Consider the following 23,040-nt stretch of genomic DNA (forward strand, 5'->3'; position numbering starts at 1 on the left):
CTCTTTGAACAAAAGCGCACAGCCGCAGGAAAGGAAGAACCAGGATGAATAAGCTGAAAAATGGGCTGCGGCGAGTGGAACCGGGCAGAAAGGCAATGATTGTTTGTGTTGCCCTGCTGATTGCCTTAAAGCTTGGCTTGTGCAGCTTTCAGATGATGTTGGCTTCGCCGAACCTTTCACCCATTGACGATTCTTTGATGGTGCGGGCGGCCTCCTCTATTGTAGCAGGCGAATGGCTTGGCCCTTACGATTGCCTGACATTGGGCAAACACATGGGCTTCGCTATCTGGTTGGCATTGCTCAATAAACTTGGCATCAACTTTCTGCTCGGCGGGCAGATTTTGTTTGCGGCAGCCTGTGTGGTTGCGCTGTTTGCGCTTAAACCGCTGTTTCGCACCAATCTGGCCAGGCTGTTTATGTTTGCCTGCGTGCTTTATACTCCTGCATCCTGGGCGGAGCACACCTTGCGCGTTTACCGGGATAACATTTACCCGGCGCTGGTGCTGATGGGGCTTACCGCTTTAACCGGTGCATTCTTGCGCTGGCGCGAACGCCCGCTGAAGGCGTTGCCTTATTATATTATTGCTGGCCTGGCACTTGGTGCAGCTTGGTTAACCCACGAAGACAATATGCTGCTTATTCCGTTTTTGGCCTGCGGCACCTTGGTATTTGTGCTTTTCCTTTTGCTTTGCAAAGAGGGCACTCAAAAAACAGCAAAGCTTGCGATGCTGCTTATTCCGATTGCCTGTTTTGCCAGCTTGCCGCTTGCTTACAGTGCGATGAATCAGGCTCACTATGGTCGCTTTATCGTCAGCGATTTTACTTCCAAAGAGTTTAACGATGCCATGGGTGCGCTCACCCGCGTAAAACAGGAAGAAAATCAGCCGTTTTTGATTCTGCCGCGTGAAACACGCGAGCAGATTTATGCAGTTTCGCCTCTGTTTGCAAAACTGGGTGAGCAGCTGGAGACTGACGACATTTATAACAGCTATGGCAGTGTGTCGGCAAAAGAAATTTCATCCGGTGGCTTTCACTGGGCAGTACGGGTTGCTGCACAGCGCACAGGCATTTATGAAAATGCCAAAACCGCTGAGCAATTTTACACAGCGCTTGCTGCGGAAGTAAACAAGGCATGTGATGATGGACTGTTGCCCGCAGGTAAGCGGCGCAGCGGCACATTGGCCCCATTTGATGCTTCTTATATTGCACCCACTTTGCGCGAGTTTGGCAAAAGCGTCAAGGCAATGGTGCTGTTTGAGCAGACTAAGCCGACAACAGACCTTTCAATTGCTACACCGGAGCAGACCGCATACTGGGAAGACTTTATGCACTGCCGCAGCACGATTGCGGCAGAGGAGAATACCTCGGTTGCCTATTATGCACCGCTGCAACGCATAGCCAACCTGGGGCTTCAAACCATTACGATGGTTTGGCGTGTTATCGTTTGGCCCATGATGGCAGCAACATTGTGGTTCTTAATTTCGTACTGCAAAAAACTTGTTGCCGGAGCCAAAAAGCGTGAAGTGCCCAAAGATTTGATGGGCTGCATTTTAATGGTTGGCATTCTATTGACTGCATTGCTGCGTATGGCAGCAATCTCTTACCTTACCGCCATGAGCTTTGGCATCCCCACCTATTTGATGTATCTTTCTGCCGCTTGCCCGTTGCTTACCTTGTTTGCAGGGTTTGGCACCGCGCGCTGGTTTGAAGATTGGTGCGCGGATGCCGCAGCTTAACCAAGCGGCGCACCCCTTAGGAAAGGACTGGTTTTATTACCATGCATTATCTCGATAACGCGGCGACCACCGTGGTAGATCCGGAGCTTGCGGACATCTGCCGCGCAGCGATGACCGAGCTGTTTGGCAATCCGTCGTCGCTTTACACACCCGGTGCAAAAAGTGAAATGGCGATTGATAAAGCGCGTGAGCAGGTTGCCAGTACGCTAGGCGTTACGGCAGCAGAAATCACATTTACCGCCTGTGGTTCAGAAAGCGACAACATTGCGCTGCTGGGTGCTGCAAAAAAAGCAAAGCACTGGGCGACAAACCTGGTTGCGACCGGATTTGAGCATCCTGCCGTGTATAAAACACTCGATGCACTTGGCAAAGAGGGATGGGAAATACGCTTTATCGCACCCGACGCGGAAGGCCGCATTTCCGAGCAGGCACTGCTCGATGCGGTGGACGGCAAAACCGGTCTTGTCACTTTTATGTTTGTAAATAACGAAATCGGCACCATGCAGGATGTGCTTGGCCTTGCCCAAAAGGTGCGAGCCAAAGCGCCGCGTGCTGCCATTCATGTGGATGGCGTACAGGGCTGGTGTAAACACCCGCTGAACCTGAAAAACAGTGCGATTGACAGTTTTGCGCTTTCGGGCCATAAAATGCACTGCCCTAAAGGAATAGGCGCACTCTATTTGCGGAAAAATTATAAAATCGACCCCGCATTTTGCGGTGGTGGGCAGGAACGCGGCCTGCGCCCCGGCACCGAGAACGTCCCGTATATCGTAACGCTTGGCGCAGCGGCAGAAAAATACGGCAGCACGATTACGCGGCGGCTTGCCAAAGTAAAAGAGTTGAACCCAAAACTGCGCGATGGGCTTGCTGCGATAAATGGTGTTATCATCAACTCTCCGATAGACGCCTCGCCTTATGTGCTGAATTTTTCGATTCCCGGTGTGCGCAGTGAAACGATGCTGCATTTTCTGGAAAGTAAGGAAGTGTATGTTTCGAGCGGCTCAGCTTGCAGCAAGGGCGCTGCCAGCCACACCTTGGCAGCCATGGGATTGCCGCCAGAGCGGATTGACGGAGCACTGCGGGTGAGTTTTTGTGAGAGCTCGCAGCCCGAAGATATTGACGCGCTGCTGCAAGGCCTGCAAGAGGGACTTGCCACACTGGCACGCAAACGCTGAATTCACAGTTTTTTAAATGAAATCATCCAAAGCAAACGGCGCAACGCCCGGAAAGGAACAATGCAATAAATGAAAGAATTACTAATGGCCTATCAGGGCGAAATGGCGCTGAAAGGATTGAACCGCATCACCTTTGAAAATGTGGTGATGAAAACCATCAAATACCGTATGCAGGCACACGGTAAATTTAAGGTGTACAAAGCACAGAGCACCATTTATATCGAGCCGCTCAACGAGGACTGCAACATGGACAGTGCCTATGAAGCACTGCAAAAGGTTTTTGGCCTTGCCTCGCTTTCGCGCGCCGCTGTGTGCGAAAAAGATTTTGCAGAAATTGCAAAAACTGCGGTGCCTTATCTCGAAAACGAACTGCGTGCAGCAAAAACTTTTAAAGTAGAAAGCAAACGCAGTGATAAAACCTTCCAGATGAATTCGATGGAGATTTCCCGCGAGCTGGGCGGCGTGCTGCTGCAGGCTTACCCCCATCTCAAGGTGGATGTCCACAACCCCGATTGCACCGTAATGGTGGAGGTGCGCGATTATGGCGCTTACGTCCACCCCGATAAAGTAAAAGGTGCAGGCGGTATGCCGGTATCCACTTCCGGCAAAGCCAGTGTTATGCTTTCCGGCGGCATCGATTCCCCGGTTGCGGCATGGATGATGGCAAAGCGCGGCCTCTCGCTGCAGGGGATCCATTTTGCAAGCCCGCCGTACACCAGCGAGCGTGCGAAGCAAAAGGTGATTACCCTTGCGAATAAACTTGCCCCCTGGACCGGGCGTTTTAATTTGTATATCGTGCCGTTTACCGAGCCACAGGTTTATATCCGTGACCACGGCGTGCCTGACCTGTTTACGGTTTTAATGCGCCGCAGTATGATGCGTGTAGCAGAGAAGCTCAGCCGCGAAAACGGTGCCGATGCACTGATTACCGGTGAAAGCCTTGCACAGGTGGCAAGCCAGACGCTGAAAGCAATCGTTTGCACTGATGCAGCACAGGAGCTACCGGTGCTGCGCCCGCTGATCGGCTTTGATAAGGTGGAAATCACCGACATCGCCCGCCGCATTGATACGTTTGAAACCAGCATCCTCCCGTACGAGGATTGCTGCACCATATTTACCCCGCCGCACCCCAAAACAAAGCCTTCGCTGGAGGAAATTCTGGCCGCGGAAGCTGCGATGCCGGAACTTGCGGCGCTGGAAGAAAAAGTAGCGCAGGAGTGCGAGGTTGTGTTCATCGGCTCGGGCCTTGGCCTTGGCAGCAAGCGCAACAAGCAGAAAGAAGAAAACTGAGTTTATGCGCCCTAAAGCTGATTGTATAGCACAAGATGGGTGTTTGCAGTGAGCTGTAGATAGAAAAACGGACCGGGTGGTTTGCTGTTTGGCAAACCGCCGGCTATGATACAGCAAAATGTAATATCACAGCCGGAAAGGAAGAAGGACAACCATGCAGGCAGAACTGATTTTTGTAGGCACCGAGCTGTTGCTCGGCGACATTTTGAATACCAATGCACAATATCTTTCGAGAGAATTGGCGGCACTCGGCATTTCTGTTTACCAGCAAACGGTGGTAGGGGATAATACCGAGCGTTTGACCGCGCTTGTGAAAAATGCAAAAGAACGCAGCGATTTACTGATTTTCACCGGCGGTCTCGGACCCACTGCGGACGACCTGACCAAAGAGACGGTGGCAGCTGCGTTTGGCGATACCCTGGTGCTTGACGAAGAAGAACTGAAAAAGCTCCACTGCTATTTCGAGCGCCGCGGCGGCGAGATGCCAGAGAACAACCGCAAGCAGGCGATGGTGCCGCAAAAAGGCGGCAAATTTATCAATAATTGCGGCACTGCGCCCGGGGTTTATTTTAACGAGGGTACAAAAACAGCAGTTTTGATGCCGGGCCCCCCGCGTGAAATGAAAGCAATGTTTGAAGAATCTGTGCGGCCTATGCTGGCAGCACAGCACGGTGGGGCAATCGTTTCTACTATGTTGCACGTTTACGGCATTGGCGAGAGTGCGCTTGAACTGCAGGTGCAAGATTTGCTGGAGGATGCAAACCCGACGGCGGCACTGTATGCCAAAGAGGGCGAAGTGGCAGTCCGTGTGACCGGCTTTGCAGAAACAGAAGAAAAAGCTGCGATTTTACGTGACGCGTTGGTGATGAAATTTCATGAGCGCCTCGGCAGCTTGATTTATAGTGAAGAAGAAAACGGCACGCTGGAATCTACTTTAGTGCCGTTACTGAAAAAGAACCGTATGCGTATTGCAACCGCAGAAAGCTGCACCGGCGGATTGGTTTCGCAACGAATTACTTCGGTGCCGGGCGCTTCTGAAGTGTTCGATTATGGCGCAGTAACCTACGCCTGCTCTGCCAAACGGCGGGCAATCGGTGTAAAATCAGCCTCGCTGAAAAAATACACCGCCGTCAGCAGTGTGGTAGCGGCAGAGATGGCTTTTGGTGTACAAAAAGAAGCCAAAGCCGACCTGGGCGTTTCGGTGACAGGGTATGCCGGCCCCGGTGGAGACGACGAGGCAGGCAAGCCTGCAGGCACCGTTTACGTTGCCGTTAGTAAAGAGCATACCGTTTGGGTGCGCAGAATTACGGTTGCAAGACCAGAGCGCAGCCGTGTAAGACGCATGGCAAGCCAGCTGGCACTGGATATGGCACGCCGTGTGGTGCTGGGGCTGGATATTGACGGAGCCCGTAAAATGACCCGGCACGAGCTTGCCGATTTTTGACCGAGCGCCTGTGACTGCGGCGTTCGCGCCAAAAACAGCGTAGCAACTTAACGCGGCTGCCAATATGCAGCCGAAGCGGAAACCCAAAGACAGGAGAACATACAGCATGTACAATGGAAACATCATCATCGGACAGTCTGGCGGCCCCACTGCCGTCATCAACGCAAGCCTTGCAGGCGTTTACAGCGCAGCCAAACAGGCTGGTGCCGCAAAGGTGTATGGTATGCGTTACGGCATCGAGGGCCTGCTAAAAGGCAGCGTGCTTGATTTGGACGAGGTTTTGAAAACCCCGGAGGACGTCACGCTGTTGCGACGCACTCCGTCGAGCTTTCTCGGTTCCTGCCGTTACCGGTTACCGAACCTTGAAACCGGCAAAAAGACTTACGAGTTGCTGTTTCAGCAGTTTGAAAAGCTGAACATTACAGCCTGCTTTTATATTGGCGGCAACGATTCGATGGACACTATCCATAAACTGCATCTTTACGGCGAATCCATCGGTAGCCCTATCCGTTTTATCGGCGTGCCGAAATCAATTGATAACGACCTGCCCGGCACCGACCACACCCCCGGCTTTGGCAGCGCTGCAAAATATATTGCCGCACTTACCAAAGAGATTATCTGCGATGCCACCGTATATGACATGAAAAGTGTTACGGTTATTGAGGTCATGGGACGTGATGCAGGTTGGCTGACCGGTGCTACCGCGCTTTGCCGCGGTGCCGATTGCGATGGCCCCGATTTTATCTATCTGCCCGAACTGGCGTTTGACCTCGAATCCTTCCTTACAAAGTTGGAAGCGAAGATGAAAACAAAAAAATCGCTTGTGGTAACGGTCAGCGAAGGCATCCGCACCGCACAGGGCGGTTATGTGTGCGAAATGGGCGGCGACGAAAAGCGGCACGATGTATTTGGGCATACGATGCTGTGCGGTACTGCGCAGTTTTTAGCAGAAGTAATTGGGCGCCGGCTCTCCTGCAAAACGCGGGGTATCGAGCTGAACACCCCGCAGCGCTGTGCTGCGCATCTGCTCTCGGCCTGCGATGAGTCCGAAGCTTTTGCCGCTGGCGAAGCAGCTTTCCACGCCGCTGAAAAAGGCCTCACCGGTGAAATGGCAGCCTTCCGCCGTACGGGCGATGCTCCCTACGGCTGCGAAATCGTTACAGTGCCCGTTGGCGCCGTAGCAAACGCAGAACAATGCGTGCCCCGCAGCTATATCAACGAGGCAGGCGATGATGTGACCGAAGCGTTTATCGCCTATGCCCGCCCGCTGATTGCCGGTGAAGTTGCACCGATTATCCGGGACGGCGTACCGGCGGTACTCAAAAGAAGATAACCCGCTCAAAAGCACCCAAAACGGGTGCTTTTGACGTATTTTGACCCCAAACCGCGTTATATCTACAGGGCAGGCCAATAAAAAGGATTCTTTTTGGCATCTGCTACGATAAAATCGAGCTAAAATTCATAGTTTCGCCAAGAAACTTAGTAAAAAATATGCTACAATGGCATTGTTTGAAGGAGGGGGGATTTTGTGAGAAAAGACCATCCTTATCGAGAAGAAGAAAGCCAGTTTACGGCCGAAGATAATATTTTTGATTTGATGGACGAGCCGGATGAAGATGCGCCTGCAAGTGAGTTTGACGACCTCAAACACACAGAAGCCGTTTATCAAGAATTTGAGCCGGAAGAGCCCGCACCCTCTCCGAAAAAGCGGAAAAAGCCGAAAAAGGAGAAAAAGCCTCATCGTAAACGCAGCATCTGGGCGCGGCTGGCAACGCTGCTGCTCATTTTGGTATTAGTTGTCGGCACCTCGCTGGGCATTTACCTTACCGCGTCTACAAGTAACGATGATCTTTGGCTCGACCTCGATCAGATTCCCTACAAAACCGAAACCATTTTGTATGCAAAAAGTGAAGATACCGGCGAGTGGGAAGAATACAGCACGCTACCGTGCACCCAGAACAAAATTTACATACCCGGCAATCAAATCCCGGATGACCTACGCCACGCTTTTGTAGCGGTGGAAGACCAGCAATTTTACGACCACAAGGGTGTCAATTTAAAACGCACACTGTTTGCTATTTTTAATGAGGCAGTGCACGCCGTGACGGGTTGGTACCCGGGCGGGGTAAAGCAAGGCGCTTCCACCATTGACCAGCAGCTCATCAAAAACCTGACCCGCGATGACGAAGCGAGCGGCATTATGGGTTATCTGCGTAAGGTGAAAGAGGTTTACCGGGCCTATAAGCTGGATGCAAAATACGACAAAGAGGCCATTCTGACTGCCTACCTCAATACGATTAGCTTTACCGATAATACTGCCGGGGTCGAAGCTGCCGCGCTGAAAATTTTCGGTTGCCATGCCAGCGAGTTAACCTTGCCGCAGTGTGCAAGCCTTGCCGCGATTACACGCAGCCCCACCCGGTATGACCCGGAAAAGAATCCGGACAAACATTTGGAGCGGCGCAATTATGTGCTGGGCGAGATGCTGGAGCAAAAGTATATCACGCAGGAACAGCATGATGTCGCGGTCGCCACCCCTTTAAAGACCACTGGCAAAGGCGACCCGGAGCGTGATAAAACGCCTACCGACTGGTTTACTGACCTTGTAATGGAAGAGGTCATCAGTGACCTGGTGGATGAAAAGGGCCTGACACGTAAAGAGGCGAGCCGTTTGATTTATGACGGCGGCTTGCGCATCTACACCACGGTGGTACCGAGCCTGCAAGAGGCCATGACCCGCCAGCTTGCGGGGGCAAAAGTTTATCCCCGGCCAGCGGGAACAGTGGTAAAAGCCCTGACAAATGAAGACGGCACACCCATTTTGGATGAAGAGGGCAAAAGTGTAATGGGCGAAGTGACCGTCTATCCAGAGGCGGGCATGGTGAGCCTTAACTATAATGGCGAAATCTGTGCCACCGCTGGTGCGCTGGGCAAAAAAGAGACAAGCCGCTCTTACAACCGTTCGACTATGGCGGTACGGCAGGTAGGCAGCACGATGAAAGCCATCGGCCCCTATGTAGTTGCGCTTCAAAATAATAAAATCAATTGGTCTTCTGCGTTTTTGGATTCTCCTGTGCGTAAAATCAAAGACGAAAAGACCGGAGAAGAAAAAGATTGGCCGCGGAATTTTTCCAAAACCTACTCAGATAAAGACTTGCTTGTTGCAGATGCACTGGCCCGCAGCATTAACACAATTGCGGTGCGGGTAGGTGAGCGCGCAGGGGTGGGCAACATCTACCGCTTTACTACCCGCGAGCTGGGCATCAGCACCTTTTTGAGCAAAGATAAATCCTCTGCACCGATGATTCTTGGTGCTTCTACATTGGGCGTAACTCCGCTGGAGATGGCATCGGCTTACAGTATCTTTGGCAGCGGGGGCATCTATACCACACCACACTGCTATACCACGGCAGAACGCGGTGATGGTAAAGTGCTGCTCAAACCCGTTATAGAAACCCGGCAGGTGATTGACAGTGATACGGCCTACATTATGAACCGCTTACTGCGCGGCGTAATGACTGGCGCCGGCACCGCAGCCGGTTACAGTGTTGGTGACGGGATGGACTGCATCGGCAAAACCGGCACCACCAGCGACGACCGTGACCATTGGTTTATCGGCTTAACACCGTATTATGTCACCTCCAGCTGGTATGGTTACGATGATAACCTGTCGCTTTCAGTCAACTATCATGCACATCCGCCTACCTTGGCATGGCGCAACGTGATGGCAACGGCACAGCGTGGTTTGGAGCATAAAGAGTTCCCGGTAGATGCAACAGTTGTAACGGCCGAATATTGTACTGTAACCGGAAGGCTGGCAGGTAAAAACTGCCCGCATACTACGGGTTATTACAAAGCGAATCAGTTGCCGAAAACCGGCTGTCCCGAACATGATTAATGGCTCTGCTAGCATTACATGATAAACACTCAACCGCCCTGCTTTGCGCGTATTGCAAAGCAGGGCGGTTTTTTTGTGCCGATAAGTCTCATTTATTGACCATGAAGTTGGACAAGGATTCTTATCACCAGATGGAATAGCTTGTCGAATTTGGAAGAATATGTTAAAATAATAATGTAAACTTGTAAAGTGCTTTCTAAAAAGGTGCGAAAATAAGGTGGAGACGCAAATGAAACAAATAGCAGTATTGATTCCGGCATACCAACCGGATGAAAAAATGTGTGCGCTTGTCCAGGCACTCCGCGCAGAGAATTTATCAGTATTTTTAATAGATGACGGCAGCGGCCCCGTATACGGGCCGCTTTTTCATGTCGCAGCCCAGATGGGGGCCGAGGTCATCTCCTATCCTGAAAATCACGGTAAAGGTTATGCCCTTAAAACTGGCATTGCGGAGGCCGCAGCGCAAGGCTATACCGGTGTGGTAACCGCGGATGCCGACGGGCAGCATACCGTAAAGGATATTGTACGTATCGCAGAAGCGATGAGACAGTACCCCAAAGCGCTGGTTCTTGGCAGTCGCAATACAGCAGAAATGCCGCCGCGTTCGCGCACCGGTAACCGGTTGACGGCATTTTTGTTCCGTGCGTTGTACAGCATTGATCTGGGGGATACCCAGACCGGATTACGTGGTATTCCGCTTACAGAGGGCAGGGCAGAAGAGCTGCTACGGCTAGAAGGTGACCGGTATGAATACGAAATGAATATGTTGATTGCCACTCCTCGTCTTTTTGGCGGAATTGAGGAAATTGCTATCAAAACAATATATATCGAGAACAACGCTTCGTCTCATTTCCGTCCCGTTGCGGACGGTATGCGTATCTATCGGCTATTGTTTGCCAAATTTCCGCGTTTTGCACTGGTGTCGATGCTTTCTTTCGGAATTGATTATCTTCTGTTCACGCTGTTTGCTTATCTGTTTTCGTTTGCTGCGGTGCCAGCTACCATTGGTGCTCGTGTTATCAGCGCGGTTTGCAACTATACGATGAATCGCAGATGGGTATTTACCGGTGCCCAAAAATATTATACATTTGGCCGTTATGCTCTTTTAGCCTTGTGCATTCTGGTGCTAAACTGCGGTCTTATCTGGTTGCTTACCAATCCGCTTCCCATTGCACCGTGGTGTGCAAAGCTGATTACGGAAGGTACACTTTATTGCGTCAGCTTTAGTGTACAATGCCGGATGGCCCATAAACAAGACAAAGATTCGCCCGAGAAACAGAAGGCGACAACTAAGGGGTAGTAATGAGTACAATTGCCAGGTGCATTAAAGAACACTGCGATTTTTCTAAAAAGGAATTGCTGAAAAAGGCGGCATTATGGTTTTGTGCCTGTGTTTTGCTGTTAGGCTATGTTTATACGTTTGGCCGACTATATGATAGACCGAGTGAAAATGAATATTATATTCCCGAAATTACGGGTACCACCGAGCCGCTGGCAGAAGGCTCGCTACTGACGCAAACATTCGTTGCGCCTTGCGATAAGCTGCGGGCGCTTTACCTTTCCTTCGACGCTTCGGATACAACCTACTCGGTCATGTATCTGGTAACGCTGTATGATGTAAACGGCGAAGTGGTGATGCAAAACGATTTTAAAACGGGGGAAGCGACTTCTCCTGTGAATGTGTTGCTCTCTCCGTTACAGGGGCTTGCGGGCAATACCTATACGCTGGAACTGAAAGTGGTGCGCACCATGGAGCATGACGCGGCCCGCTTTGTAACAATGCAAGACACTGATTTTGCACAAAACGCGGTGCTAGACAGAAAGCCGCTGGATGCTCCGCTCGCATTACAATTTAACAACCAGCCCAATGGGCAACTTGCGACTTATAAAGTGGTTGCGGCGCTTGCTGTTTGTCTGTTTGCTGGTATTTTGTTGCTTAGCGGAAAAAAGCCGGTGATGAACACAGTTATCATGGTGGCAGGTATCGGGCTTTTTGTGGCAATGCTCAACCCGCTGGGGGATGTACCGGACGAGCATGCTCATGCCCTGCGTGCTCAAACACTGGCACAAGGGAAAGTTTTTTGCTATTCGGACACTTTATTTGAGGCAGACGCGAATATAGAACAAATTATGACGATGGGCAGCCAGTCGGAGAATACCTTTGCGCGGTTCTCGGATACACATCTTTATGCGATGCCTGCCGGGCAGGAAAGTGTGGAATCCACGGCGGGAACAGCGGGCAACTATTTCTTTATCGGGTACCTTGCCTCTGCGCTGGGGCTTAAAATTGGCACGGCTGCCGGTATTTCTGCCATGAGCTGTTTGTACCTTGCCCGCGTATTGAATGTGCTGTACTACGCTGCACTTTGCGGGCTTGCAGTTGCAATCAGCCCGGGTTATAAGCGAGTGCTGTCCTTTTTGGCCTGTTTCCCCAACAGCATCTTTTTGGCCGCTAGCTTTAGCCCGGATGGAATTACGATTGCACTGGGGTTCATCTCTATCGCACTCTTTTTGCGGCTGCGTGAAAAAGCGGCCGGGCAGGTGCAGTTGTGGCAAACCGCTGTTTGGCTTGCCGTTACCGCCTGCATGGCGCTGACGCGCATTCCGTATATCTGCCTGTTGCCGCTGATTCTGCTTTTACCTAAAAGCGCATATGCAAGAAAAAACGGCAAGCACTGGGTATGGTTGCAGCTGGGAATTGCCGTTGCCCTAGCAGGGGTTTGGACGATGCTTTCAGGTCTACGTGGCCTGCGAGTCATCGAGGGGGCAGATGCCGGAGCACAGCTGCACTTCCTGTTCACAAACCTGGGCGCGGGTGTGAATGCAGTGCTGGGGACGATGTTCCTCGAAATTTACACTTTATATAAAGGCTTCTTCAATTTAGGATGGAACACTTACGACATCGCCTGGCTGGGGCTGCTGTTACCGTTTGTTTTAATGTGGCTTATGCGGACAGAAAAACCACTTCCTGTTTCTTCCCGTGCTTGCACAAAACCATTCTTCGGGGTGGCGTTTTGTGTGTGGTGTGCTACCTATCTTGGAATGTATATCACCTCTAACGTAGTGGGTGCACCTTCTGTCACAGGCATTCAGGGGCGTTACTTTATCGAGCTGCTCATGCTGGTGCCGGTGGCGCTTGCACCGTTTGCGCAAGAAAAAAGGTGTTGGCGCTATGCATCCACAGCGGCAGCACTGCTAATGAACACGGTGCTGATTAGTGCTATTTTGGTAGCGCATTATCTCTAATTGTTCTCTTTGTCGATATAAAAATAAAACAGCGATGAATCTTCTTGTGGGAGATTCATCGCTGTTTTGCATATTGTTGAGCCAGAGAACCAGCCGACAGTTTTCGACATATACTGTGCCGGGGGCTTCTGGGCAGGGAAGTTTTCGCCTGCTTCGGAATAAGCTTCTATTATACCGCCGGGGAAAAAACAGCGGAAGAAAGGAATGGTACATTTTGAATCGATATCTAGACATCCCGGTGCAGACAGTGATGGTGGCAAATGGCGCAGAAGAGCTGGTGGGGAAAAACCCAAATTCCGAGCCTACGCCGAAAGTGCAGGCTTTTGTCATGAGCTTTGCACCAACGGCTCAGTGGGTGAGCCGTCAATGTTACGGTCTGCCACAGAAATTTATTCTAGCGCAATGGGGAGCAGAAAGTGGATGGGGCAGCACCGCGGCATCGCAGCGGGCACAGAACTGGGCGAGCATTTGCGTACCGGGAGGCAAAACAGAGCAATTCCGCGTTTACGCCGGCCGCAGAGAGTTTGCAGAGAGTTACGCGCGGCTGCTCAAACAGGGCAGCGCCTATGCAGAGCTGCGTAAATATCTCGCTTCTACAGAGCTGCCGCAAACCGACCGCTGCATTGAAATTATTGCCCGCAGTGGGTACAGCGCTTCCAGCTCCGGCAGCTACGAAAAATTACTGCGCGACTGCGTTGCTTCCATTGAAAAACGCGCAGGGGATATTTTTAAAGAGTAGCAAGGGTGGTTCCTGGGTAAAAATAAGCCAGAATATCTCGGTAGGTCTTACCAGTCACCGCAAGCGTGTTTGCGGTGAACTGGCTAAGGCCGACGCCATGCCCATAGCCACGGGTGACGAAAGTGAAAGTGTTGTCAGCGCTGCAGGTTACTGTGAAATCTGCACTGCGCAGGCCCAACGCGGCGCGCACATCAACGCCGCGCAGCACCTGCCCACCGCAAGGGATAGTTGCAATATAACCAGATTCGGTCCGGGTCGGCTCGCCAAACCACGCGGCAGGCTTGCCGGAAAGATTCAGCGCTTTGAATTTCAGCGTCAGGGCATCATACACCTGCTGTGCGGTCATCTCGGTGGATACCTCATAATCGGGAGAGGTTTTGTCGAGCGGGGCATCCACCCGGACAAGATATGGCAACGCGGTGGTCCAAACAGCCTCGCTGGCCTCCGTTTTACCGTTTGAAATGGCGTAATAGGTTGCAAGCGCAGGAGCACCGTCATACATCAGCACTTCGTTTAACACCTCATCCACGGCGGCACTGACGTAAGCGTAGTTCGACTCATAGTTGTCGCCCCAGGTGGCGCGCAGCTCGGCATCGGACATGTAGCCCTCGTGTGCCGCAGGGTTGACGCGCAGATAGGCACCCTTAAGCGCGGCATCGGGCGAGAGCAGCTGTGCGGCCTTGCTTGCCAAAGCGTAGCTGTGGGTGGCAACTGCCTGTGCCTTAAACGCTTCTTTTTGGTAGCTGATTGGCATTTCGCTGGAAACCGAGCCAATCAAAAAGTCGCGCATTGCGACTGTTTTCACTTCTCCGGTGGCAGCATCGAGCAGAAGCATAGGAGCCTCGGCATCTAGTGCCGGGGCAGAGGAAGCCGTGCTGCCTGCTTGCGAGGAGGCGGGTGCTTGCGGTGTGCTTTGCGCAGTTGAAGCAGGGGGCGTGGGCGTTTTTGTGCCCAGCCCGGTAAGCGCACTGGCAGCCAGAGGAATCAGCAGCGTGAGCAGTGCGAACATTATTAAAACAGGAAAACTTTTTTTCATCGTATTCAATCCTTTCTGTTCCTTGCCTGCCAAGCAGGCCCGGCTGCCCAACGGCGAGAAAAGGCTCTGTAAACCGATGCAGTTATCACCAAAAGCTTGATTATTTTCGCGGTTTGTTCTATCATGAAACCATTGTGACAAAAGCAGGACAGCCTGTAATATCAATATGCGGGCAGACAGAAAAAAAGAAGATGCCCACCGGATGAGGAGTATATCGAATGCGAGAGTTTCGTAGTTCTATTGTTTTAACATTTGTCTGGACAGTGCTGTTCAGCGTAGACCTTTTTATGGAGGTTGCACCAGCGACCGGGTTTGTAACACTCGGCAGTGTTTGGCTGCATTACGGGGCATTTGCTTTGGTTATTTGCCTGCTGTTTCTTTTTTCTCGCCGGGTAAAAAAAACCGAGCGGGTGCTGAAACCGACCGCGCTGCTGGCCATTGTGTTTTGGGCAGCGGGCGCTTATTTTGTTCTTTCGGCGCTTTTTGTTTTCATCTCGGGCCTGACCGTGGCGCGCGTTTTATTTGCGGTGCTTAGCATTTTAGGCAGCGTATGGTTTTTTTGCACCGGCAATGCAATGCGTGCGGGTCAATTTCCGTCTTCTGGCACGTTAGGGTTTGGGCTTTCCGCCGCAAGTGCAGTTTTGCTTTCTGTTCTACTGAAATATATGGAGCGCCCCGCCAGCAACCAGCATTTTACACTTACGGTGGCAATTAGTGGCTGTATTTTTGGATTGCTTTTTCTTACTGCTTTGCTGCGCGCCGTCTTTTTGCGCGACCCCAGCCAAACAGCCAACCTTTTTTGGTTGAGCAATGTTGCAGTTTGTTTTGCACTTTGCTTTGCAGCACAGACCATCTTTTTGCTGATTAGAGGTGGATTTTCTGCACGCAACCTCACACTGGAACTGCCCATTATGGCGCTTGGCATTGTAGGCGCTGTCGTTGCAAAGCAAATGTCAGTACCGCCCGAAACATAATAAAAAATGCCCAGCCGAGAAACTGCTCAGGCTGGGCATTTTTGTTTTGTTGCGCGAAGTTATTGAGCTGCAAAATAGGCAATACCGCAGGCACCGGGGCCTGCGTGGGTACCGATGACTGTTCCGATTGGAGAAACAAGCGGCGCTGGCAGATGCAGCTGATCGCCGATATATTTTTGGAAAGGTTTTACCGTATTTGCATGGCCGGTATAACCCAGCATTGCGGGGCGGCTGCTGTCCATGCCACCGGCTTCGTCAGTAATCAGCTTAAAGATATTAACATAGGCACCGGCAAGCCCGCGCGCTTTGCCCGCAACTGCAATTTTGCCTTCGCGTACTGTCACGACCGGTTTAATGCCGAGCAGGGTGCCGGCAACCGCTGCGGCTTTTGGCAACCGCCCGCCTTTTTGCAGGTATTTCAGCGTGTCTACAACAGCATACAGGCGCACAAAGTGACGATCTTCCTCTACCGCGGTTGCAATATCGGCAGCGGTGCTTCCGGCGGCGCGCAGCTCCAGCGCATGGCGGCAGAGCAACTGCAACGCAAGGGTGGCGGTAAGGCTATCCACAATATAAATATGGTCGCCCCAGCCTTCACACAGGCCACGTGCCAGCTCTGCGCTTTGCACCGTGCCGGAAAGTTTGCTGGAAAGCAAAATTGCTACAACATCATCACCGGCGTCGCGCGCGGCTTCAAACTCCTGCAAAAAAGCGTCCGGGCTGGGCTGGCTGGTGGTCGGCAAATGGTCTGCCTGTGACAGCCGCTCGTAAAATTCTTCAGCATCCAAGTCGATACCGTCACGGTAAACCTCATCTGGCCCAAAGTTGACGTTAAGGGGCACAACGTGGACCCCAAGCTCTTGTTGCTGTGCAGCAGAAAAATCAGCAGTAGAATCAGTAAGAATACGAATCATGGCAAAGTTCCTTTCTCGTTCTGCCAAAGGGGCGGCGCGTGGACGCACAATAATTTGGCAAGAGGTTTTTCAATAGAAAATCTTAAATTTGCAAAAAGAAAAAGTGAAGTTACAGAGATTTAAAAAAGCCGTGCAGCGCATCTAGTGCTTGCACTAATGTACCCAGTTCTTCTTCCGAAAGTACACCGGCAACACCTTCCACCATTCGTGCATGGAATCTGCGATGCGCCTCGCACGCGCCAGCGGCCGTATCGCTGAGCACCACGAGGACTTTGCGTTTATCCTCTTCACTTTTTTGCCGCATCAAGTAACCTTTTTGCTCTAATGCCTTTACCGCTACTGTCAGCGTGCCCGCAGAAATGCTAAGCATACGTGCCAGGGCTGTCATAGGAAGCGGTTCTTCACTGCGAGAGGCCGCCTCCAGCAGATGCATTTCGCTAACCGAAAGGTTTTTGTATGGGCCGTGCGCCAGGCTTTGCTCTTCCAAGCGCAGAATATCATTGAATACACGCACCAAAAATGCATTCAGTTGCTGTTGTTTTGTCATGTTATCCTCCAATTGTTTGATATTCAAACTTTGAACTTCAAACTATTTGGAAGTATAGCATATCAAGTTCTAGCCGTCAAATCCATTTTTTGAAAAAGGTTTCTGGATAAAAAAGCCATTGGCGGTTGCGCAGGTGGTGATATTCCGCTATAATTACACTAATACGTTGAAGTGGCATAGCCAAAAAGTATGGAGGGAAGTTTAAAAATGAAAACAAAAGTAGAGCGTATCCAAAAGGATATTGAGGCACTTTCCGCATTTAACTCCACCCCGGGTGCAGGGCTTACCCGGCTTTCGTTCACCCCAGAGCATAAAGCTGCGCAGGATTACCTGATTGGAGCAATGGAAGCAGCGGGTCTGACCGTACGCATTGACCCGGTTGGCACCGTAATTGGACGACTGGAAGGCAGCGACCCGACTTTGCCGGTGGTGATGGCAGGCAGCCATTACGACTCGGTAAAAAACGGCGGCAACTTTGATGGCCCTGCTGGCGTAGTTATGGGGCTCGAAACAGCTCGCGTCTATCAGGACCTCGGCAAGCAGCCGAAACACCCGGTCGAATTTGTTGCGATGATTGAAGAAGAGGGCACCCGCTTTTCGGGCGGACTATTTGCCAGCCGTGCCATGGCTGGACGCCTGACGGCAGAAGAGCTTGCCACTTTCCACGATAAAGACGGCATTACCACCGGCGAAGCCATGAAGGCTTTTGGCCTTGACCCTGCAAAGCTGAGCGAAGCTGTGAAAAAGCCTGAAGAAGTGAAAAACTTCATCGAGCTGCATATTGAGCAAGGGCCGATTCTTGAAAATGGCGGCATTGATGTCGGCATCGTCAAGACCATTGTTGGCATCAAAGAGGTGCAGGTGACCATTACCGGCCGCCCTGACCACGCAGGCACTACCCCGATGGACATGCGTGCAGATGCTTTTCTTGCTGCAAGTAAAGTAGCGATTGCTGCAAACGAAGCGGCTATCGCAGCAGGCCACGGAACTGTTGCAACCGTAGGCAAAGTAAATGTGCTGCCCGGCGCATTTAACATCGTTCCCGGCAAAGTAGAATTCTTTGTCGATATCCGCAGCCAGTATACTGAGTGCTTAGACGAAGTGTTCGGCAAGGTGAAAGCAGCGGCCGAGGCTGCCGTGGAAGGTGTAAAAGACCTTTCTGCCGATGTTAAACTGATGATGGATGTCACCCCCGTCAACATGGATCCGCATGTCTGCGAATTGATGACCAAAAATGCAGAAGCGGCAGATATGAGCCACAAAGAAATGCTTTCCGGTGCAGGCCATGATGCTCAGGTAATGGGCGGCGTTACAAAGGTTGGCCTTATTTTTGTACAGAGCAAAAACGGACGCAGCCACTGCCCGGAAGAGTGGACCGATTATGATAAGCTGCAAAAAGGCATCGAAGTTGCCTGCGAAACCATCATGCAGCTGGCTGACGAAGACTAACTCTCCCCAAGTGCAGCAAAGCAAAAGCCCCCATCGGTTTTGTGAACCGGTGGGGGCTTTTTTAGCAATTAGCAATCGATGCTAATTTGCATTTTATACAATTTCGCTGATATGAAATGCTCTTTGCAGATGCTAAGGATTTCTAATACGTAAAGTGGAGAGCATACCCGCAAAGCTGGCAGCTATCCTGCCGCGTCCAAAACAGCGCTTTAAAAAAGCTCTGTCAAAATCGAGTTTTGCACCAGCAGACCTTTCGGGGTTAGCCACAACACATCGCCGGAAAAGGTACAAAGCCCCGCCTTTTGGTAAAGGGTGATTTTTTTGTGCTGTTCCTCATTTAGGCTGAGGCCAAAACCGGTGCGCAGTTTTTTCAAATCAAGACCATGCGCCAGACGCAGCTGCAGCATAATGTATTCCTCGGCGTCGGTTTTGCCGTCTGGCAGTACAGGCGCTGTGCGTGCGATAAAAGCGTTTAAATCTGCGGGGTAATGGAACCGTTCGCCGCTCATGCAGGAGTAAGCTGCCGGGCCAATTCCAAGATAGTCCCCCAGCTCCCAGTAAATCATGTTGTGGCGGCTTTCGTAACCCGGCTGCGCAAAATTGCTGATTTCATATTGCGCATAGCCGCGTGCGGCAAACTGTTCTACCGCATAAAGATAAAAGTCAGCAGCTTGATCCTCCTCAGGCAGACCCTTCGGCGGGTGTAGCCCGAACTTTGTTTTTTCTTCGATTTTCAGCAAATAGCTGCTGATGTGCGTTGCACCGCCCTCGGCAATCAAAGACAGTGTTTCATCAAATTCAGTCCGGCTGTAGTCCGGCAGAGCCAGCATAATATCGCCGCTGATATTGGTAAAGCCCGCTTTTTGCGCCATTTCAAATGCGGCACGTGCTGTTTGTGTGGTATGCGCCCGCCCCAGCAGAGCAAGCTGACGGTCAGAGGCACTTTGCACCCCGATAGAAAGTCGATTTACACCGGCTTTGCGGTATCCGGCAAGGCTCTCTGCGGTTACCGTATCCGGGTTAGCCTCCAGCGTGATTTCAGCGCTCGGCACAGGGGATGCTTCGTCAATTAGCCGTGTCACCTGCGCAGGTGTAAGCAGGCTTGGTGTGCCACCGCCGAAATAGAGAGTGTCCGGCCGCAAGGCGGTGCAATCACAGTTGGTAAAGCGGCGCATTTCGCGCAGCAGTGCATCAACATAGGCCTGCGGCACTTCGGTGCGCCTGCCCATCGAATAAAAATCGCAATAGCTGCACTTGGATTTACAGTAGGGGATGTGCAGATAGAGGCCAAAAGCCATTGGTGCCGCCTGCCTTTCTGATAAAATGCGTAAAGGTGCTTTTTTGATACTGCCCGCAAAAGATAGCCGCATCGTTGCAAAATAAATTTGGATAAGAATAGTATAACATATTTCCATTTGAGAAAAGCTTGTCTTTGCGCTATAATATTCTTTATGAGCAAAAGTGGGCGCTATGCCCCGCTCGCAAGAGAGGAGCAAAACCAATGACGTTGGAAGAATATATCAGTGAGGTTATGCAGGCTGTCGATGTTTCTGAAACGACAAAAGGACGCATCCGCAACCAGCTGGAAACTGAGCTGTTTCAGATGATTGAAGCCGGAAAAACGCCCGAAGAAGCAATGAACAAAATGGGCTACTATGAAGAGGTAGCCGCAAAACTAATGCAGCAGTATGACGACGACGTGCGCAAAAAGCAAGAGGGTGACGGCCAGCCCCCGATGATTTTTGCATGGGGCGCAATGTTTTCTATTTTGCTGTTTGTCATCAAGGGTTTGCAGTATTTTCTGCTAGGACATAAACAGTTTGATGCACTGGGGATGATTGTCGGTTTTTTAGGCGTAATCGCCAGCGGCATTTATCTGCTTTGGTTTATTAAAAATAAAAAGAAACGCAGCTGAATTTAGCTTTGCGGAATAGATTTTGTTTTTTACCTGCACCGGATAGCCTTTAAAATAGAACGCCTTGCCAGCTGTTTTGCTGCCAGGGCGTTTGTTTTGCATTAGGCGCTATTTTTAAAAGTGGATATCAAAAGTGGTGAACAAATAAAGGATGCCTGCTACTCTAAAAACTTCTCCCAACCAGTTTCAGAATGCCAGCCTTCCGGTTTGCGGGTGATAAAAGCGGCGAGCTGTTGGCGCGTTTCAGCGGGGAGAGCCTCAAGAAGCTGACTTGCCTCTTCCTCCCAAAAGCAAACGTTTAAAACCTCCGCGAGGTCTGCGACGCTATGCAGCGTACGCAGCGCCAAAGCTATCTTATCAGGGATGCAGGGCGAATCTTGCAGCTCACAGATAAGAGCGGCAAGACATTTGAATGGTAGCTGCGGCCCGTCGTAAAAAATTGGCGAGGGCTCATCCTCTGCCTGCTCATAAAAAGCGAGAAAAAGACCCTCTAAGTTGGCGGCAGTTTCCAGCCGGGAGTAAATATCCTGTGCAGTTTTCAGCAGATAATTTTGCAGCAGAGAGTCTTTGATTGCAAGTTGGCGGCAGACTTCTTTGGATGCCAAAGCCAGCAAAGAAAGCGTGGAATCTTGTCCTTTATCCCGAAACAAAGCTTGCAGTTCAATTCGGTCCGCTGCCGAAATATTTAAGCCAAGGACATTTTTTTGCAAAAGTGCAAGCCCTATCGCATTCACTGCGGCAGGCTCGAACAAATTAATCAGCAGGCCGCCGTATTCGGGAGAAATGCTTTGCAGCAACGAATCCAAATGCTCGGCAGGAAAATACGAACAAAAGATATTTTCAGTGCAAAGGCGGCGCAGGTACTCGTTGATATATGCGATGCCTTGCAAAGAATCCGGCAGCGGTTGTGCCAATTGATAATCAATCTCGCCCGGAATTTGATGCGCGAAAAAGCGAAGGTCGTACTGCTTGAAAAAGAGTGCAATTCCGTTTAAAGTATCCTGATAAGAAACGCTGTCGAGCGCAGGGCCCGCGGCTTTTGCCCGAGCGAACAACAATTTGCCAATATCAACTTCACGCTTTAACGTTTGCTGCGCCTTGGCGAGCAGGGCTGAAGGCTCACTGGTCAAAAGCTCTCTGAAATCTCCAGTGTGCGTGAGATGCAGCTGAAGCGTGAAGCAAAGGGACTGTAGCAGCTCACCGGCCACTTCCACGGTTACAGAGCTGCTTTCGCCCATTGTATAGCTTGCGGTCTGTATTTTCAGCAACTGCCATAGTGCGGCTTGTAGGCGATGCACCTCTTCTTGTGTAAACGCAGAGCCTTGCAAAATGTGTGGTAAAATTTCTGAAAGATAAGCGTTTTCCATCCAAGCCTCCTAAAACGTTTGTATATCGTCAGGGTCCTCATAGGCATACCCGTAGCGCGTATTGCGGCAAAGTTCATCCAGGGAAGTCCCGCTTAGATATTCTAAAGAGCCTTGAGCGCGCCCGTTAAATATACGCCGCATAAACTCAATCAGCTCTTCGTCAGAAATCAAATCATGGCACTCGTTTTTAAAATAGTAAAACGAATTTTGAAGCTCTTGTAATACCTCCTCATAGTTGGCATTATCGATAAAAAGAGAATCGCAAAAAGCTTCTACCAGCTTGGGTAAAATGCCGGTATCAAACTCTACCCGGCCGGTTTCAGTAAGTGCTTCAAATCGTCGGTCAACCAAATTGGATATCTGCTGTTCTGTCAAAAAAAGCCCGAAGCGCTGGGATAACTCGTTACAGCAGCGCAGCTCCTGTAACGCTTGTATCTTTTGCATTTCTACCATTGCCAGTGCAAAGTTTTGTTCCATTTTTACCACCTCTGGCTTACAAGGATACCACGGATGTAAACAATGACAAGTCTTGAATTTTTGGACGATTTGTGGTATGATAAATACAATAAAAAGAGGTTATTGGGCACTGGCCCGATAATCTCTTTTTTGTTTTTTGGCATCAATTTAGCCGGCGTAGCAAAGGTGAGAGCGGCAGAAAATCCTTTCTCTTGCGCGGCGCTGCTTTTTCTTTTATAATCAATACCACAAGCGGGGTGAAAAAATGGAGCTACTGATACGAAAATATAGCGAAAGCGACGTGATACCGCTTTGGCAGATATTAGAGCCAGTCGCAATGGGCTCCGTTTTGTTTCCTTACCCGCTGCAAAGCCTGCAAGATTGCCGCAGCCTTTTACATAGGCAAAGTCTATGCCTTGTGGCACAAGTGCAGGGATGCGTACAAGGTGTTCTGTTGCTGCGCTCTATGGGCGAGGGCGGCTGGCAGCAATTTGCTACGGTGGAACTTGTGGTTGCAGCAGAATGGCAGCGCCAGCAAATTGGCACGGCGCTGATGGCACAGGCAAAACACATTGCCGCTGCGCTGCATTATAACGGGATTTTACTCTCTCCGCTGCCTGAAGATACGCAAATCTTTGCATTTTTTTCATCACAGGGCTTTGATACAGCAGGCGTGCTGCCCGGCGCCGGTGCGCAGCAAACGGTTTTATTTTGGGAGTGCCCAAAGCGAGCCACAAAAACGAAAAATAAAACAGAGCTTCCAAATTTACAAAATAAACAGCACCGGTAGTAAAGTTGCGCTGCTTAAAATGGTCAAATACAAAAGTAGTTTGCACCAGCCTTTATGAGGTTAG

19 protein-coding genes are annotated in these 23,040 nt (G+C 50.8%); 13 read left to right on the forward strand and 6 right to left on the reverse strand.

Features of this window, described 5'->3' with window-relative positions; all coding sequences use genetic code 11:
- Positions 1 to 44: 44 nt before the first annotated feature.
- From C1A11_RS07220 to C1A11_RS07260, 9 genes are all read left to right on the forward strand, one after another.
- On the forward strand, positions 45 to 1,736 hold the full coding sequence (locus C1A11_RS07220) for a hypothetical protein (RefSeq protein WP_102049814.1): 1,692 nt from the start codon (positions 45 to 47) through the stop codon (positions 1,734 to 1,736).
- Between the two features lie 41 nt (positions 1,737 to 1,777).
- On the forward strand, positions 1,778 to 2,911 hold the full coding sequence (locus tag C1A11_RS07225) for a cysteine desulfurase family protein (RefSeq protein WP_102049815.1): 1,134 nt from the start codon (positions 1,778 to 1,780) through the stop codon (positions 2,909 to 2,911).
- 69 nt (positions 2,912 to 2,980) lie between these two features.
- Entirely contained in the window at positions 2,981 to 4,201 is a 1,221-nt protein-coding gene (gene thiI / locus C1A11_RS07230; protein WP_102049816.1) for a tRNA uracil 4-sulfurtransferase ThiI, read from the forward strand.
- A 154-nt stretch (positions 4,202 to 4,355) separates the two neighbouring features.
- Complete coding sequence (locus tag C1A11_RS07235; RefSeq protein WP_102049817.1) at positions 4,356 to 5,645, forward strand: competence/damage-inducible protein A; 1,290 nt, start codon at positions 4,356 to 4,358, stop codon at positions 5,643 to 5,645.
- Between the two features lie 106 nt (positions 5,646 to 5,751).
- Positions 5,752 to 6,978, forward strand: coding sequence for a 6-phosphofructokinase (locus C1A11_RS07240; RefSeq protein WP_102049818.1), 1,227 nt, complete (start codon positions 5,752 to 5,754; stop codon positions 6,976 to 6,978).
- A gap of 195 nt (positions 6,979 to 7,173) precedes the next feature.
- Positions 7,174 to 9,543: a transglycosylase domain-containing protein gene (locus tag C1A11_RS07245; RefSeq protein ID WP_102049819.1), complete on the forward strand. Its 2,370-nt coding sequence runs from the start codon at positions 7,174 to 7,176 to the stop codon at positions 9,541 to 9,543.
- Positions 9,544 to 9,772: 229 nt separating this feature from the next.
- Positions 9,773 to 10,843: a bifunctional glycosyltransferase family 2/GtrA family protein gene (locus C1A11_RS07250; RefSeq protein ID WP_102049820.1), complete on the forward strand. Its 1,071-nt coding sequence runs from the start codon at positions 9,773 to 9,775 to the stop codon at positions 10,841 to 10,843.
- A 2-nt stretch (positions 10,844 to 10,845) separates the two neighbouring features.
- On the forward strand, positions 10,846 to 12,789 hold the full coding sequence (locus C1A11_RS07255) for a DUF2142 domain-containing protein (protein ID WP_102049821.1): 1,944 nt from the start codon (positions 10,846 to 10,848) through the stop codon (positions 12,787 to 12,789).
- A gap of 214 nt (positions 12,790 to 13,003) precedes the next feature.
- Positions 13,004 to 13,528, forward strand: coding sequence for a glucosaminidase domain-containing protein (locus tag C1A11_RS07260; RefSeq protein ID WP_180950279.1), 525 nt, complete (start codon positions 13,004 to 13,006; stop codon positions 13,526 to 13,528).
- Here C1A11_RS07260 and spoIID read toward each other — a convergent pair.
- Positions 13,518 to 14,564 (reverse strand): stage II sporulation protein D, encoded by a 1,047-nt coding sequence (spoIID, locus tag C1A11_RS07265; RefSeq protein WP_102049823.1) that lies wholly within the window; start codon positions 14,562 to 14,564, stop codon positions 13,518 to 13,520. The genes C1A11_RS07260 and spoIID overlap by 11 nt on opposite strands.
- Before the next feature lie 218 nt (positions 14,565 to 14,782).
- Here spoIID and C1A11_RS07270 point away from each other — a divergent pair, with 218 nt between their 5' ends.
- Positions 14,783 to 15,538, forward strand: a complete 756-nt coding sequence (locus C1A11_RS07270) for a hypothetical protein (protein WP_102049824.1) — start codon at positions 14,783 to 14,785, stop codon at positions 15,536 to 15,538.
- A gap of 59 nt (positions 15,539 to 15,597) precedes the next feature.
- Here C1A11_RS07270 and C1A11_RS07275 read toward each other — a convergent pair whose 3' ends face one another.
- Positions 15,598 to 16,452: a DegV family protein gene (locus C1A11_RS07275; protein WP_102049825.1), complete on the reverse strand. Its 855-nt coding sequence runs from the start codon at positions 16,450 to 16,452 to the stop codon at positions 15,598 to 15,600.
- A 109-nt stretch (positions 16,453 to 16,561) separates the two neighbouring features.
- Entirely contained in the window at positions 16,562 to 16,999 is a 438-nt protein-coding gene (locus C1A11_RS07280) for a MarR family winged helix-turn-helix transcriptional regulator (RefSeq protein ID WP_102049826.1), read from the reverse strand.
- Positions 17,000 to 17,206: 207 nt separating this feature from the next.
- Here C1A11_RS07280 and C1A11_RS07285 point away from each other — a divergent pair, with 207 nt between their 5' ends.
- Complete coding sequence (locus C1A11_RS07285; RefSeq protein ID WP_102049827.1) at positions 17,207 to 18,448, forward strand: Zn-dependent hydrolase; 1,242 nt, start codon at positions 17,207 to 17,209, stop codon at positions 18,446 to 18,448.
- A 209-nt stretch (positions 18,449 to 18,657) separates the two neighbouring features.
- On the opposite strand, the gene hemW is transcribed toward C1A11_RS07285, so the two are convergent.
- Complete coding sequence (hemW, locus tag C1A11_RS07290) at positions 18,658 to 19,746, reverse strand: radical SAM family heme chaperone HemW (RefSeq protein WP_102051030.1); 1,089 nt, start codon at positions 19,744 to 19,746, stop codon at positions 18,658 to 18,660.
- 203 nt (positions 19,747 to 19,949) lie between these two features.
- On the opposite strand from hemW, the gene C1A11_RS07295 reads away from it, so the two are divergent.
- Positions 19,950 to 20,363 carry a hypothetical protein gene (locus C1A11_RS07295; RefSeq protein ID WP_102049828.1) on the forward strand — a complete coding sequence of 138 codons (414 nt, stop codon included), beginning with the start codon at positions 19,950 to 19,952 and terminating at the stop codon, positions 20,361 to 20,363.
- A 158-nt stretch (positions 20,364 to 20,521) separates the two neighbouring features.
- Here C1A11_RS07295 and C1A11_RS07300 read toward each other — a convergent pair whose 3' ends face one another.
- Positions 20,522 to 21,730, reverse strand: coding sequence for a DUF6179 domain-containing protein (locus C1A11_RS07300; protein WP_102049829.1), 1,209 nt, complete (start codon positions 21,728 to 21,730; stop codon positions 20,522 to 20,524).
- Positions 21,731 to 21,739: 9 nt separating this feature from the next.
- On the reverse strand, positions 21,740 to 22,207 hold the full coding sequence (locus C1A11_RS07305; RefSeq protein ID WP_102049830.1) for a DUF6323 family protein: 468 nt from the start codon (positions 22,205 to 22,207) through the stop codon (positions 21,740 to 21,742).
- A 244-nt stretch (positions 22,208 to 22,451) separates the two neighbouring features.
- Here C1A11_RS07305 and C1A11_RS07310 point away from each other — a divergent pair, with 244 nt between their 5' ends.
- The gene (locus tag C1A11_RS07310; RefSeq protein ID WP_145995737.1) at positions 22,452 to 22,976 is read left to right on the forward strand and encodes a GNAT family N-acetyltransferase; all 525 of its coding nucleotides are present in this window, start codon (positions 22,452 to 22,454) and stop codon (positions 22,974 to 22,976) included.
- Positions 22,977 to 23,040: the final 64 nt, after the last annotated feature.

Source organism: Pygmaiobacter massiliensis (assembly GCF_900199435.1).
Taxonomy (GTDB): domain Bacteria; phylum Bacillota; class Clostridia; order Oscillospirales; family Ruminococcaceae; genus Pygmaiobacter; species Pygmaiobacter massiliensis.

Coding starts and splice junctions, on each gene's coding strand:
- C1A11_RS07295 (WP_102049828.1), top strand. CDS start 19,950: ATGACGTTGGAAGAATATATCAGTGAGGTTATGCAGGCTGTCGATGTT.
- C1A11_RS07300 (WP_102049829.1), bottom strand. CDS start 21,730: ATGGAAAACGCTTATCTTTCAGAAATTTTACCACACATTTTGCAAGGC.
- C1A11_RS07305 (WP_102049830.1), bottom strand. CDS start 22,207: ATGGAACAAAACTTTGCACTGGCAATGGTAGAAATGCAAAAGATACAA.
- C1A11_RS07250 (WP_102049820.1), top strand. CDS start 9,773: ATGAAACAAATAGCAGTATTGATTCCGGCATACCAACCGGATGAAAAA.
- C1A11_RS07240 (WP_102049818.1), top strand. CDS start 5,752: ATGTACAATGGAAACATCATCATCGGACAGTCTGGCGGCCCCACTGCC.
- C1A11_RS07235 (WP_102049817.1), top strand. CDS start 4,356: ATGCAGGCAGAACTGATTTTTGTAGGCACCGAGCTGTTGCTCGGCGAC.
- C1A11_RS07220 (WP_102049814.1), top strand. CDS start 45: ATGAATAAGCTGAAAAATGGGCTGCGGCGAGTGGAACCGGGCAGAAAG.
- C1A11_RS07280 (WP_102049826.1), bottom strand. CDS start 16,999: ATGACAAAACAACAGCAACTGAATGCATTTTTGGTGCGTGTATTCAAT.
- hemW (WP_102051030.1), bottom strand. CDS start 19,746: ATGGCTTTTGGCCTCTATCTGCACATCCCCTACTGTAAATCCAAGTGC.
- spoIID (WP_102049823.1), bottom strand. CDS start 14,564: ATGAAAAAAAGTTTTCCTGTTTTAATAATGTTCGCACTGCTCACGCTG.
- C1A11_RS07225 (WP_102049815.1), top strand. CDS start 1,778: ATGCATTATCTCGATAACGCGGCGACCACCGTGGTAGATCCGGAGCTT.
- C1A11_RS07285 (WP_102049827.1), top strand. CDS start 17,207: ATGAAAACAAAAGTAGAGCGTATCCAAAAGGATATTGAGGCACTTTCC.
- C1A11_RS07270 (WP_102049824.1), top strand. CDS start 14,783: ATGCGAGAGTTTCGTAGTTCTATTGTTTTAACATTTGTCTGGACAGTG.
- thiI (WP_102049816.1), top strand. CDS start 2,981: ATGAAAGAATTACTAATGGCCTATCAGGGCGAAATGGCGCTGAAAGGA.
- C1A11_RS07255 (WP_102049821.1), top strand. CDS start 10,846: ATGAGTACAATTGCCAGGTGCATTAAAGAACACTGCGATTTTTCTAAA.
- C1A11_RS07275 (WP_102049825.1), bottom strand. CDS start 16,452: ATGATTCGTATTCTTACTGATTCTACTGCTGATTTTTCTGCTGCACAG.
- C1A11_RS07310 (WP_145995737.1), top strand. CDS start 22,452: ATGGAGCTACTGATACGAAAATATAGCGAAAGCGACGTGATACCGCTT.